Origin of the sequence: Salmonella sp. SAL4457, from assembly GCF_046548235.1 — a bacterium.
Taxonomy (GTDB): domain Bacteria; phylum Pseudomonadota; class Gammaproteobacteria; order Enterobacterales; family Enterobacteriaceae; genus Salmonella; species Salmonella enterica.
Window position 1 is genome coordinate 85,162 of record NZ_JBGDZO010000009.1, and the last position, 13,137, is coordinate 98,298.

Annotated in this window: 12 protein-coding genes; 4 read left to right on the plus strand and 8 right to left on the minus strand. The window is 51.8% G+C overall.

The features are described 5' to 3' along the window. Nucleotides 1–53: 53 nt before the first annotated feature. From nuoB to lrhA, 4 genes are all read right to left on the minus strand, one after another. Entirely contained in the window at nt 54–716 is a 663-nt protein-coding gene (gene nuoB / locus ACLJNW_RS21190) for an NADH-quinone oxidoreductase subunit NuoB (protein ID WP_000386728.1), read from the minus strand. Between the two features lie 15 nt (nt 717–731). After that, nucleotides 732–1,175: an NADH-quinone oxidoreductase subunit NuoA gene (gene nuoA, locus ACLJNW_RS21195; protein WP_410961060.1), complete on the minus strand. Its 444-nt coding sequence runs from the start codon at nt 1,173–1,175 to the stop codon at nt 732–734. A gap of 394 nt (nt 1,176–1,569) precedes the next feature. After that, entirely contained in the window at nt 1,570–1,722 is a 153-nt protein-coding gene (locus tag ACLJNW_RS21200; RefSeq protein ID WP_001522276.1) for a hypothetical protein, read from the minus strand. Nucleotides 1,723–1,801: 79 nt separating this feature from the next. Further along, on the minus strand, nt 1,802–2,740 hold the full coding sequence (gene lrhA, locus ACLJNW_RS21205; RefSeq protein WP_000606288.1) for a transcriptional regulator LrhA: 939 nt from the start codon (nt 2,738–2,740) through the stop codon (nt 1,802–1,804). 931 nt (nt 2,741–3,671) lie between these two features. Between lrhA and alaA the strand changes: the two genes are divergently transcribed. Together alaA and yfbR are read left to right on the plus strand one after the other, a co-directional pair. Further along, nucleotides 3,672–4,886, plus strand: coding sequence for an alanine transaminase AlaA (gene alaA / locus ACLJNW_RS21210; RefSeq protein ID WP_000074540.1), 1,215 nt, complete (start codon nt 3,672–3,674; stop codon nt 4,884–4,886). A 93-nt stretch (nt 4,887–4,979) separates the two neighbouring features. Further along, entirely contained in the window at nt 4,980–5,579 is a 600-nt protein-coding gene (gene yfbR / locus ACLJNW_RS21215; RefSeq protein ID WP_023204461.1) for a 5'-deoxynucleotidase, read from the plus strand. Nucleotides 5,580–5,670: 91 nt separating this feature from the next. Here yfbR and ACLJNW_RS21220 read toward each other — a convergent pair whose 3' ends face one another. From ACLJNW_RS21220 to yfbV, 4 genes are all read right to left on the minus strand, one after another. Next, nucleotides 5,671–7,497, minus strand: a complete 1,827-nt coding sequence (locus ACLJNW_RS21220; RefSeq protein WP_001012856.1) for an SLC13 family permease — start codon at nt 7,495–7,497, stop codon at nt 5,671–5,673. 76 nt (nt 7,498–7,573) lie between these two features. Next, complete coding sequence (locus ACLJNW_RS21225; RefSeq protein WP_001555201.1) at nt 7,574–8,251, minus strand: sugar phosphatase; 678 nt, start codon at nt 8,249–8,251, stop codon at nt 7,574–7,576. Then, nucleotides 8,244–8,738: a YfbU family protein gene (locus ACLJNW_RS21230; RefSeq protein ID WP_000426135.1), complete on the minus strand. Its 495-nt coding sequence runs from the start codon at nt 8,736–8,738 to the stop codon at nt 8,244–8,246. Before ACLJNW_RS21230 ends, ACLJNW_RS21225 begins: the two co-directional genes overlap by 8 nt. 82 nt (nt 8,739–8,820) lie before the next feature. Continuing rightward, nucleotides 8,821–9,276 carry a terminus macrodomain insulation protein YfbV gene (gene yfbV / locus ACLJNW_RS21235; RefSeq protein WP_000106617.1) on the minus strand — a complete coding sequence of 152 codons (456 nt, stop codon included), beginning with the start codon at nt 9,274–9,276 and terminating at the stop codon, nt 8,821–8,823. A gap of 339 nt (nt 9,277–9,615) precedes the next feature. On the opposite strand from yfbV, the gene ackA reads away from it, so the two are divergent. Further along, on the plus strand, nt 9,616–10,818 hold the full coding sequence (gene ackA / locus ACLJNW_RS21240) for an acetate kinase (RefSeq protein WP_000095689.1): 1,203 nt from the start codon (nt 9,616–9,618) through the stop codon (nt 10,816–10,818). Nucleotides 10,819–10,894: 76 nt separating this feature from the next. After that, nucleotides 10,895–13,039, plus strand: a complete 2,145-nt coding sequence (gene pta, locus ACLJNW_RS21245; protein WP_000086692.1) for a phosphate acetyltransferase — start codon at nt 10,895–10,897, stop codon at nt 13,037–13,039. The last annotated feature ends 98 nt before the right edge of the window (nt 13,040–13,137 follow it).

Consider the following 13,137-nt stretch of genomic DNA (forward strand, 5'->3'; position numbering starts at 1 on the left):
CGCTATTAAAATAGTGGTTAGCGAAGTGAAGTGCTGCTGCCGACAGGCGCAAATTAAATCTCGTCCGGGGTACGCAGGTTCGTGACGGCAATACGCTCGCCGCGTTTACGTTCGCGTTCTGGCTGCATATTGGCGCGATACACGCCCTGATCGCCCACCACCCATGAGAGCGGACGGCGCTCTTTGCCAATCGATTCTTGCAGCAGCATCAACGCCTGCATATACGCTTCCGGACGCGGCGGACAGCCAGGGATATACACATCCACCGGGATGAACTTATCAACGCCCTGCACTACCGAATAAATATCGTACATGCCGCCGGAGTTGGCGCAGGCGCCCATAGAAATGACCCATTTTGGCTCCAGCATTTGGTCATACAGACGCTGAATAACCGGGGCCATTTTGGTAAAGCAGGTACCGGCCACCACCATCAGGTCAGCCTGACGTGGCGACGCACGCAGCACTTCCGCGCCGAAACGGGCAACGTCATGCACTGCGGTAAAAGAGGTCACCATCTCTACATAGCAGCAAGAAAGGCCGAAGTTGTAGGGCCAAATTGAGTTTTTACGGCCCCAGTTAACCATGTCATGCAGTTTGCCCATGAACACGTTTTTGTTAACTTCCTGCTCCAGGGGGTCGGTTACGATCTCCTGTTTTTGCAGGGGGTAACGGTCATTCTCACCGTTAGGATCTATGCGGGTGAGCGTATAATCCATCTTAATGCCTCGCGGTTAGCGTTGACGATTAGCGATACTGTTCGTTTCCGGGTTCATACGCTCGCGGCGTGAACGCGCGGGCGTCCAGTCCAACGCGCCAATACGCGCCAGATAAACCAGACCAGCCAGTAACACAAAAATAAAAATTGCAGCTTCCACAAAGCCAACCCAGCCGCTTTCGCGGATAGAAGTTGACCATGCGAACAGATACAGCGCTTCAACGTCGAAGATAACGAAGAACATGGCTACCAGGTAAAACTTGGCAGACAGGCGTAAGTGGGCGGTGCCGACCGAGTCGATACCTGATTCAAACGGAACGTTCTTGTGCCTCGCGCGTGCGCGACCGCCCAAAAACCAACCGCCTACCAGCATCAGGCAGCACAGGCCAATGGCAACGATAAGAAAGATAGCGAATGCCCAGTGATGAGCGATGACTTCAGTGGATGTTGACATACTCATTGCTTACTCATCAAAAGTAGCGCCAGTTCCTCTGCTCTTTACGGCAGATGGACGCCACATCGATTCATGGGGAGGAATAAAAAAAACCCTACAATTACTGTAGAAAATGATAAAAACAGCTAATTGATGTGGTTTTTTACTCCTTTCTATAACCTTTTGTCAACTTTAACAAAAGTTCCTTCACATTAATTTACATCAATTCATCATCATTAACATTAAGTGCCATCCTGGAGAAAATGACTCTTCGACCAGGGGGGATTTTATGTTGTTGAATCGTGTCCGTTGTGAAGCAAAAGAAATAACACACACCTATTTTGACAGGAATTTGTGAAGATGCCTCCCCCTAAATGGGAGTATTTTCTTGATCTGTGACACGCTTTTGTTAATTCACCCCCTAAAACAGCAACAATTTCTCTAGTTTTTTAACATGCAAATTCATAAAATGGATGTTCTGGTTATTTTTTGCCCACATTGAACTGCGAATTGCTACTGGCTGATTTACCGCAACTTTTACAATTTGTGCGGTTAAGCGCGTACAGATGGGCACAAAAAAAGAGCCACTGAGCGTTTTTTCATCGCCAGCGGCTCTTTTTTACATTTACGACTTAGCGCCTTTTGCCTGCGAGCTACTCAAACCCCCCTTCCACCATCAGCGGATCATCTCCGCCCTCTGCAGAAAACTGGTTGTAATGCCATGGGTTTTGATAGCTTTCCATCGCATGGAAAATCACCATCGCCAGCTCGTTCTGGCTATTGGGATCGCGGCACAACAGATATTCCGTATCCGGCAAAGGCGGTAATCCGTCTGCGGCGCCCAGCACGCGAAGGTCGGGACTCATCATTTCGACAGGTCGAGCCGTTACGCCAAGACCGGCTTTAACGGCCGCGCGTACCGCCGGTAATGTAGACGCCACATAGGCCAGCCGCCAGGGAATACCCGCTGCATTTAGCGTCTCCAGCACCATATCGCGGAATGGACTGGGATCGTCCAGCAGGACTAGTGGTACGGGCTCTCCCCTTTGCAAAACATACTCAGCCGCACAATACCAATGGGTGGGCGAGGTCCGCAAATTCAGACAGTCCAGCGAATGAGGTTGGTTAGTTGTCACCACCAAATCTACTTCCTGCGATTTAACCATGTCCACCATATAGGCGTTGCGTTTTACCCGTACATCAAGCGCGAGTTTCGGATAAACCGAGCTGATTCGGCTAAGCAAAAAAGGCAGGATAGTATCAGCTGATTCATCAGAAGCGCCGATTGTTAACACTCCCTGAAGATTACTGAACATTAATGATGAACACGCCTCATCATTAAAACGCAGGATTTTTCTGGCGTACCCCAGAAGCTGGATACCGTGTTCGGTCAAAAGTTTGTTACGGCCATGGCGGGCGAACAATTCCTTTCCCACGAGTTGCTCAAGACGCTGCATTTGCTGACTGACCGCAGACTGAGTACGACATACCGCCGCCGCCGCCGCGGCGAAGGTGTTCAGATCGGCAACGGCCACGAACGTTCTCAGCAGATCGAGATCGAGGTTAATTATCGGACGATTTGCATTTATCATAATTTTTCACTTACTGGCGGGTCATATCGGGCTGACCTGGTTAATGCTGTGCATTCAGAAACAAGCAATTCCATTTGTAATGTGCATCCTTCGCAGTACCGCCTGGTTACCCAGGTAAATGTTAGAATGTAATTGAAAATACGACCAAAACACTTCTCTTACTTACTGATATAATACCAAATGCAACTGATCGGGATATATCAAAGAGAATGTGTCATACCTTTAGGCGTCTACAGATTTCTGCTAATGATGGACGTGTAAATCTTGTAACAGCGTCAAATAGTTTACCGAGACGCACAGATACAAAAACAATATATTGAACAATAGGTTATGTATAAAATCGCGTCATGATAATTAGCAGACAACGCAGACTACGCCCCCGTTTCGGATCATTATCTTAACCTAAAACCGCTATATTTATAAGTATTATTACGAATAATCTTAACCTGGGATATGTTATACTAATCCGACCAGAAAGATATTATTACGACTTTAGTAAATGCTTTTTAAATATTAAATAATAATTAATTAAGATTTCCACCATTCATTAATTATACTTAACAATAGTTTCACACCACCCGCCGCCGGAAAGGTCTAACCTTCTCATTTTACCTTTAATACTCAGTATTTCCGAAATAGCCGACGCGACACTAATGATGAATGCTTATCTCTCATAAAACAGATAATTTCTGACAACATAAAAAACCACATTACAAGCAATCACATAGAACAAAACACTATACATACAGAAAAAAATAGAAAATGCATCTAACCAAATGATTTTATGAGGTTTTAAACAGTACGAAAGCGCGTTAAAAATAAACAAAATCTTCTTCTGTTCACTCTTCAAAACTCACCGGCGTGGGAGTACATTGTTTCGTGCTGACTTCCACGGCAGGGAGTGGCAATAACAGCTAAAAGGTCAAGATTCATGTCCCCCATTGAAAAATCCAGCAAACTCGAAAATGTCTGTTATGACATTCGTGGCCCCGTTCTGAAAGAAGCGAAACGCCTTGAGGAAGAAGGTAATAAAGTTCTTAAACTGAATATCGGCAACCCCGCCCCCTTCGGATTCGAAGCGCCGGACGAAATTCTGGTCGATGTCATTCGTAATTTGCCGACGGCGCAAGGATATTGCGACTCGAAAGGGCTTTATTCTGCCCGTAAAGCGATTATGCAGCATTATCAGGCCCGTGGAATGCGCGATGTAACCGTGGAAGATATCTATATCGGTAACGGCGTTTCCGAGCTGATCGTTCAGGCGATGCAGGCGTTGCTTAACAGTGGCGATGAAATGCTGGTTCCCGCGCCCGATTATCCGTTATGGACAGCGGCGGTATCGCTCTCCAGCGGCAAGGCGGTACATTATCTTTGCGATGAATCTTCCGACTGGTTCCCGGACCTTGACGATATCCGCGCCAAAATCACCCCACGTACGCGTGGTATTGTCATTATTAATCCAAACAACCCTACTGGCGCCGTCTATTCTAAAGAATTGTTGATGGAAATTGTCAACATTGCGCGCGAGCATAATCTCATCATCTTCGCCGATGAAATTTATGACAAGATTCTCTATGACGATGCCGAGCATCACTCTATCGCCGCACTGGCGCCTGATCTGCTGACCATCACCTTTAATGGGTTGTCTAAAACCTATCGCGTCGCCGGCTTCCGCCAGGGCTGGATGGTGCTGAACGGGCCGAAAAAACATGCGAAAGGCTATATTGAAGGGCTGGAGATGTTAGCCTCAATGCGCCTGTGCGCCAACGTCCCGGCGCAACATGCTATTCAGACCGCGCTCGGCGGCTATCAAAGCATTAGTGAATTTATTCTGCCGGGCGGTCGACTGTATGAACAGCGTAACCGCGCCTGGGAGTTGATTAACGATATTCCCGGCGTTTCCTGCGTAAAACCGCGCGGCGCGTTGTACATGTTCCCCAGGATCGACGCTAAACGTTTTAATATTCACGACGACCAGAAGATGGTGCTGGACTTCCTGCTACAGGAAAAGGTGCTGCTGGTGCAAGGTACCGCCTTTAACTGGCCGTGGCCAGATCACTTCCGCATTGTGACGCTACCGCGTGAAGATGACCTGGAGATGGCCATCAACCGTTTTGGGCGTTTCCTCTCAGGTTACCATCAATAATCTTAAATTCAGGCTACTTCGGTAGCCTGAATTGCATCTTCATCTCCCTCCCCGCACAATGAAGTCTGCCGCAGTGAAAACAAAAGGTAATCTATGAAGCAGAGCCATTTTTTCGCCCATCTCTCCCGCATGAAGTTGATTAACCGCTGGCCGCTGATGCGTAACGTGCGTACAGAAAACGTCTCCGAACATAGTCTGCAGGTGGCGATGGTCGCCCATGCGTTGGCGGCGATAAAAAACCGTAAATTTGGCGGTCAGCTCAATGCTGAACGCATCGCGCTTCTGGCGATGTATCATGATGCCTCGGAAGTACTGACCGGCGATCTGCCGACGCCGGTAAAATATTTTAATTCCCAGATAGCCCTGGAATATAAAGCGATCGAAAAAATCGCCCAGCAAAAGCTGGTTGATATGGCGCCGGATGAATTACGCGATATTTTCGCACCGCTTATTGATGAGAATGCCTGGAGCGAAGAAGAACAGGCAATCGTAAAACAGGCCGATGCGCTTTGCGCCTACCTGAAATGCCTGGAGGAGCTCTCAGCGGGAAACAATGAGTTTGGACTGGCAAAAACGCGGCTGGAAAAAACGCTGGAATTACGTCGCAGCCAGGAGATGGACTATTTTATGGCGGTATTCGTACCAAGTTTCCATCTTTCTCTTGACGAGATAAGCCAGGATTCACCGCTTTAGTTGCCGGATGGCGGCTAACGCCTTATCCGGCCTACCGTTCTTCCCGTAGGCCTGATAAGCGCAACGCCATCAGGCCTTTTCCTGTCTGGGGTTAAAACGGAAACAACATTGGAATCATCACAATACAAACCGCCATCACAATAAGCGTGAACGGCACGCCAAGCTTCACAAAATCGCTAAAGCTATAGTTTCCCGGCCCCAGAACCAGAGTATTGACCGGCGATGAAACCGGCGTCATAAAGGCGGCGGATGCCGCCATCGCCACCGCCATCGCAAACGGATAGGGCGACACCCCCATCGATTTCGCCGCCGCCAGCGCAATCGGCGCCATCAGCACCGCCGTTGCCGTGTTAGAAATGAACAGTCCTATGACGGCGCACAGCACGAACAGGCATCCCAGCATCATATACGGCCCATAGCCGCCGCCGATATCCATTAATCCTTGCACGACCAGAGAGACGCCGCCGGTTTTTTGCAACGCCAGCGCAAACGGCATCATACCCACAATCAAGATAATACTCGGCCAGTGGATCGCTTTATACGCGCTTTCAGCATCAATACAGCGAAATTTCCCCATCAGCAGGCAGGCGATAATCGCCGCGATCGGGTTGGGAATTTCATCGGTCAACATCAGCGCCACCATCAGTACCAGGCAGAAAATGGCGTGCGGCGCCTGGCTGTGCGCAGGAGAGGCTTCGCTGACCTCGACCGGCATATTCAGCACCACAAAGTCGCGGCCTTTTTGCCCCAGCAGGCTGATTAACTTCCAGTTCCCCACAACCAGAATGATATCGCCCATCAATAACGGTTCATCGGCCAGCGATCCTTCCAGCGCGACGCCGTCGCGTTTCAGGCCGACCACATTCAGCCCGTAACGTGTACGGAAGGCGATTTCACGCACCGACTTGCCTATCAGTTCAGACTCCGGAATAAGCGAAATTTCCGCCATGCCAACATCCAACGCCTGATCGGAAAAATATTCTCCACGCAATACCATCGGTTCCAGCAGTTGCTCGGCGCAGAACTCTCTGAGGTCAACCTCCGCCGCCGACATATCAATCAGCAGAACGTCGCGAGCGCGAAACTCCGATACGCCGTTCACATTGACGATAACCCGCCGAAAGCGCCGCCAGCGTTCAACGCCGATGACATTGGCGCCGTAACGTTCGCGCAGTTTAAGGTCGTCCAGCCGCTGTCCCACCATCGGCGAACCGGGGCGAATCGCCAGACGCCGAGCGCGCCCCGTCAGACGGTACTCGCGGATAAGATCGCGGAAAGTGCGACGCTTACCGGCCTGTTGTCCGGGCGCATCGCCTTTTAGCATGAAGCGCATCACCAGCATATAAACAATGCCGAGCGCCAACACCACTATCCCCAGCGGCGTCACGCTAAAAAAGTTGAACCCGTGCAGGCCTTCACGCAGCAGTTCACTGTTAACCACCAGGTTCGGCGGCGTCGCCACCAGCGTCATCATTCCGCTGATAAGCCCGGCAAAACTCAGCGGCATCATCAGGCGCGAAGGCGAGGTTTGCATATGCATAGAAACGCTAAGAACAACGGGGATAAAAATCGCCACCACGCCGGTTGAACTCATGAAAGCGCCAAGTCCGGCGACGGTGATCATCAGTAAAACCAGCATTTTGATTTCACTGCTGCCCGCCATTTTAACCAGCCAGGTACCGACCACCGTCGCAACGCCGGTGCGCACGAGGCCGTCGCCAATAATAAATAAGGCGGCGATAAGAATGACATTCGGATCGCTAAAGCCGGAGAAGGCTTCCGGAAGGGTCAAGGTACCGCTAAGGACAAAAGCAACAATGACGAATAAAGCCACCGCATCCATACGTACTTTGCCCGTCGCAAACAACACGACGGCAATCGCCAGTAAAGAGAGAACCCAAATCAATTCACCGTTCACAACATATCCTTGTCAGATGAGAAGATAACGCGATTCTGCCATAAATATGCCCCGCCAAAGCGGGGCGATATCATGATCAGGTCTTTCTTAACACCACCACATCGCCGTTTGGTTGTTTAGCGACCGATAATTGCGTCAGGCTATCCAACGCAAAATCAACATCCGCCAGACGCGGCGTGTCGGCCGGCGCATTGACCGCAATGACGTGGCAGCCCGCAGCCAGCCCGGACAGCACGCCAGCTGGGGCATCTTCTACTACGACGCACTCCTGCGGGGCCAGGCCAAGCAGTTGTGCGCCCAGCAAATACGCATCCGGCTCCGGTTTGCCGCGTTTGACTCGTTCGGCGGTGACAAACACCTCTGGCGCTGGAAGGCCTGCGACCTGATGGCGCGCACGCGCGACCGGCATTGAACCGGAGGTGACGATAGCCCACGGAATGCCCGCTTTATTCAGGTGATTGAGTAAATCGACTGCCCCCGGCAACGCGGTGATCCCTGCGGTTTCAGTGGCTTCTATTTGCTCCAGGCGCGTAAACTCAGCGGCAATTTCCGCCTCCGATTTACCCGCCATAAAATGCCGCAACGAGGTGATCGCCTGTTTGCCATGAATAAAGCCCAGCACCTCATCATGAGCAAGGTTAAAACGATCGGCCCAGCTACACCACGCGCGTTCGACGGCAGGTAACGAGTCAACCAACGTTCCATCCAGATCAAACAGAAAACCTTTACACTGCACGCGAGCCTCCTCAGGCATTAATGATTTGATTGATTTCATTCGCGCTCAGGTGGTACTGACGCGGGCAGGCATGCCAGACATTCAACATCCGCTGGTATTTTTCCCACATCGGCGTCTGGGCATTAAAGCCGTGTGTCCCGGCGTCAAAGTGAGTGTAGCGTCCTTCTATATTCACCATAAAACGGACATAGCCGAGGTAGCGCGCTTCCGTCGCGGCGTCAAACCCCAGGAAGGTGACGCGACGTTCGTCGATAGCTTGCGTATCTTTGAGGTTGGTCCAGGAGACGTGCAGCGCATGGTACATCTCCATAATATCGATGATGGTACGACAGGTCTCTTCCGTCAGCTCGCCAAACTCGCGATCCAGCTCGCGCATCTGCAGGCCGTAGCCGCGTTCAATAATTGTTTGTAAGCGACGGTAACGCTCGGCGTTGGTGGGATCGAGCATCGTCATCATTTTGTACTGGTTAGACAAAATCAGACGTTGCGCGTTGGTCATTTCCATTTTGAACTCCTGTATCACGCTATGGCGATGAAAAAAAGAAGGCATTGGTATGCCTTCTTTTATATGCGTAATCCGGGGTCAATTACAAATCATCCAGGAAAGTTTTATCCAGTTGTTTGAAGGCGCGCTTAAGCGTGTCAGCTAATGCCTGGTAATCCGGCTTTCCTTCTACCGGCGCCAGCGCTTGTCCAGCCTCCTGCAATTTACCGCGAACTTCGTAAAACCAGTTAAGGATTGAAGGCGGTAACGGCGTCACGGAACGTTTTCCTAACCACCATAATCCTTGCATGGGCAAGCTCAGGGCGAACAGAGCGGTCGCCACGGCCGGGCCTAACTGACCGCCCAGCGCTATCTGCCAGCATAATGTAAAGACGGCGACAGGCGGCATAAATCGTATGGCATAGCGCGTCATACGAATGACGCGGTTTTCGACGAAAACGGGCGCCAGCCGCTTTTCCATCGGCCACGTCTTCGCGTAGTGCTGCCCCCGGCGAAATAAGCTAAAAAAATTTACGGAGCGATTATCCGGTGTCGACATGGCCTACCTCAACTTCACATATAAAATTTAAAAAATTTGTGCAAAACAACAACTGCGAGGGACAACGTTCAAAACATTTTGTCTTCGATACCCACTATCAGGTATCCTGTGTCGGCCTGTCAAAGGCCGGTAGTTTAAAATCATTGAGTCGTCAATATTACACATAGTATGCCATTGGCTGAAAAATACGCAAAATGGCATAGACTCAAAGGTATTTCTTCCATCATGCCCAAAAAAACTCCTGCGCATGATGTTAATCATAAATGTCAGGGCTATCATGCGCTACGCTCTATGGCTCACTGACGTTTTTTTAGCCACGTATCATAAATAGGTACTTCCATGTCGAGTAAGTTAGTACTGGTTCTGAACTGCGGTAGTTCTTCACTGAAATTTGCAATTATTGATGCAGTTAATGGTGATGAATACCTTTCTGGTTTAGCCGAATGTTTCCATCTGCCAGAAGCACGCATCAAATGGAAAATGGACGGCAGTAAACAAGAAGCGGCTTTAGGTGCAGGCGCCGCTCACAGTGAAGCGCTGAACTTTATCGTTAACACTATTCTGGCACAAAAACCAGAACTGTCTGCGCAGTTAACTGCAATTGGTCACCGTATCGTACACGGCGGCGAGAAGTATACCAGCTCCGTAGTCATTGATGAGTCCGTCATTCAGGGCATCAAAGATTCCGCCTCTTTCGCACCGCTGCATAACCCGGCTCACCTGATTGGTATCGCCGAAGCGCTGAAATCTTTCCCGCAGCTGAAAGATAAAAACGTCGCCGTGTTCGACACCGCGTTCCATCAGACCATGCCGGAAGAATCTTACCTGTATGCCCTGCCGTACAGCCTGTATAAAGAACACGGCGTTCGTCGCTATGGCGCACACGGCACCAGCCACTTCTATGTAACTCAGGAAGCGGCAAAAATGCTGAACAAGCCGGTAGAAGAACTGAACATTATCACCTGCCACCTGGGCAACGGCGGTTCTGTTTCCGCTATCCGTAACGGTAAATGCGTGGATACCTCTATGGGTCTGACCCCGCTGGAAGGCCTGGTCATGGGTACCCGTTCCGGCGATATCGACCCTGCGATTATCTTCCACCTGCACGACACTCTGGGCATGAGCGTGGATCAGATCAACAAAATGCTGACCAAAGAGTCCGGTCTGCTGGGTCTGACTGAAGTGACCAGCGACTGCCGTTATGTTGAAGACAACTACGCCACCAAAGAAGACGCTAAACGTGCGATGGACGTTTACTGCCACCGCCTGGCGAAGTACATCGGTTCTTATACCGCTCTGATGGACGGTCGTCTGGATGCAGTCGTGTTCACCGGCGGTATCGGTGAAAACGCCGCGATGGTTCGCGAACTGTCTCTGGGCAAACTGGGCGTACTGGGCTTTGAAGTCGACCACGAACGTAACCTGGCGGCCCGCTTCGGCAAATCTGGTTTCATCAACAAAGAAGGTACCCGTCCGGCGGTGGTGATCCCAACCAACGAAGAACTGGTTATCGCGCAGGACGCGAGCCGTCTGACTGCCTGATTTCACACCGCCAGCCTCGCTGGCGGTGCTGTTTTGTAACCCGTCCCCAAAAGACGGTAACGAAAGAGGATAAACCGTGTCCCGTATTATCATGCTGATCCCTACCGGAACCAGCGTCGGCCTGACCAGCGTCAGCCTCGGCGTCATCCGTGCTATGGAACGCAAAGGCGTTCGTCTGAGCGTCTTTAAGCCTATCGCCCAGCCTCGCGCTGGCGGCGATGCGCCTGACCAGACCACCACTATCGTTCGCGCGAACTCTACCCTGCCGGCGGCTGAACCGCTGAAGATGAGCCACGTTGAATCTCTGCTCTCCAGCAACCAGAAAGACGTGCTGATGGAAGAGATCATCGCGAACTACCATGCGAATACCAAAGACGCGGAGGTGGTGCTGGTTGAAGGTCTGGTTCCGACCCGTAAACATCAGTTCGCTCAGTCTCTGAACTATGAAATCGCGAAAACGCTGAATGCGGAAATCGTTTTTGTCATGTCTCAGGGGACCGACACGCCAGAACAGCTGAACGAGCGTATCGAACTGACGCGCAGCAGCTTCGGCGGCGCGAAAAACACCAACATCACCGGCGTTATCATCAACAAACTGAATGCGCCGGTTGATGAACAAGGCCGTACTCGCCCGGATCTGTCGGAGATTTTTGACGACTCTTCCAAAGCGCAGGTGATCAAAATCGATCCTGCTAAACTGCAGGAATCCAGCCCGCTGCCGGTTCTGGGCGCGGTGCCGTGGAGCTTCGACCTGATTGCGACCCGCGCTATCGATATGGCGCGTCACCTGAACGCCACCATCATTAACGAAGGCGATATCAAAACCCGCCGAGTTAAATCCGTCACTTTCTGCGCGCGTAGTATTCCGCATATGCTGGAACATTTCCGCGCAGGCTCGTTGTTAGTGACCTCCGCTGACCGTCCGGACGTACTGGTCGCAGCTTGCCTGGCCGCGATGAACGGCGTAGAAATCGGCGCCCTGTTGCTGACCGGCGGCTATGAAATGGACGCACGCATTTCTAAACTGTGCGAACGCGCATTCGCCACCGGTCTGCCGGTCTTTATGGTGAACACCAACACCTGGCAGACTTCGCTGAGCCTGCAAAGCTTCAATCTGGAAGTCCCGGTTGATGACCATGAGCGCATCGAGAAAGTTCAGGAATACGTCGCGAACTACGTTAACGCTGAGTGGATCGAGTCGCTGACCGCCACTTCCGAGCGTAGCCGTCGTCTCTCTCCGCCGGCGTTCCGCTACCAACTGACTGAGCTGGCGCGTAAAGCCGGTAAACGCGTAGTGCTGCCGGAAGGCGACGAACCGCGTACCGTCAAAGCGGCGGCAATCTGCGCTGAACGCGGCATCGCCACTTGCGTACTGCTGGGCAACCCGGATGAAATCAACCGCGTCGCGGCATCTCAGGGCGTTGAGCTGGGCGCAGGTATTGAAATCGTCGATCCGGAAGTGGTGCGTGAAAGCTATGTCGCTCGCCTGGTTGAGCTGCGTAAGAGCAAAGGCATGACCGAACCGGTTGCCCGCGAACAGCTGGAAGACAACGTGGTGCTCGGCACGCTGATGCTGGAGCAAGACGAAGTCGACGGCCTGGTTTCCGGCGCGGTTCATACCACCGCCAACACCATCCGTCCGCCGCTGCAGCTTATTAAAACGGCGCCGGGTAGCTCCCTGGTCTCTTCTGTGTTCTTTATGCTACTGCCGGAGCAGGTTTACGTTTACGGCGACTGCGCAATCAACCCAGACCCGACTGCAGAGCAGCTGGCAGAAATCGCGATTCAGTCTGCGGATTCCGCCATTGCCTTCGGCATCGAACCGCGTGTGGCAATGCTCTCCTACTCCACCGGCACCTCTGGCGCGGGCAGCGACGTAGAGAAAGTACGTGAAGCGACGCGTCTGGCGCAGGAAAAACGTCCTGACCTGATGATCGACGGTCCGTTGCAGTACGACGCCGCGGTCATGGCTGACGTAGCGAAATCCAAAGCGCCGAACTCGCCGGTTGCAGGTCGCGCTACCGTGTTCATTTTCCCGGATCTGAACACCGGTAACACCACCTACAAAGCGGTACAGCGTTCTGCCGACCTGATCTCCATCGGGCCGATGCTGCAGGGTATGCGCAAGCCGGTGAACGACCTGTCCCGTGGCGCGCTGGTTGACGATATCGTCTACACCATCGCCCTGACGGCAATCCAGGCTTCTCAACAGCAGCAGTAACAGTAAAAGCTAATGCCGGATGGCGGCGTGAACGCCTTGTCCGGCCTACAGGTGAGATACCGTTGTAGGCCGGACAAGGCGCTGTCTCTTATACACAT

Coding starts and splice junctions, on each gene's coding strand:
- nuoB (WP_000386728.1), bottom strand. CDS start 716: ATGGATTATACGCTCACCCGCATAGATCCTAACGGTGAGAATGACCGT.
- nuoA (WP_410961060.1), bottom strand. CDS start 1,175: ATGAGTATGTCAACATCCACTGAAGTCATCGCTCATCACTGGGCATTC.
- lrhA (WP_000606288.1), bottom strand. CDS start 2,740: ATGATAAATGCAAATCGTCCGATAATTAACCTCGATCTCGATCTGCTG.
- alaA (WP_000074540.1), top strand. CDS start 3,672: ATGTCCCCCATTGAAAAATCCAGCAAACTCGAAAATGTCTGTTATGAC.
- yfbR (WP_023204461.1), top strand. CDS start 4,980: ATGAAGCAGAGCCATTTTTTCGCCCATCTCTCCCGCATGAAGTTGATT.
- ACLJNW_RS21225 (WP_001555201.1), bottom strand. CDS start 8,251: ATGCCTGAGGAGGCTCGCGTGCAGTGTAAAGGTTTTCTGTTTGATCTG.
- ACLJNW_RS21230 (WP_000426135.1), bottom strand. CDS start 8,738: ATGGAAATGACCAACGCGCAACGTCTGATTTTGTCTAACCAGTACAAA.
- yfbV (WP_000106617.1), bottom strand. CDS start 9,276: ATGTCGACACCGGATAATCGCTCCGTAAATTTTTTTAGCTTATTTCGC.
- ackA (WP_000095689.1), top strand. CDS start 9,616: ATGTCGAGTAAGTTAGTACTGGTTCTGAACTGCGGTAGTTCTTCACTG.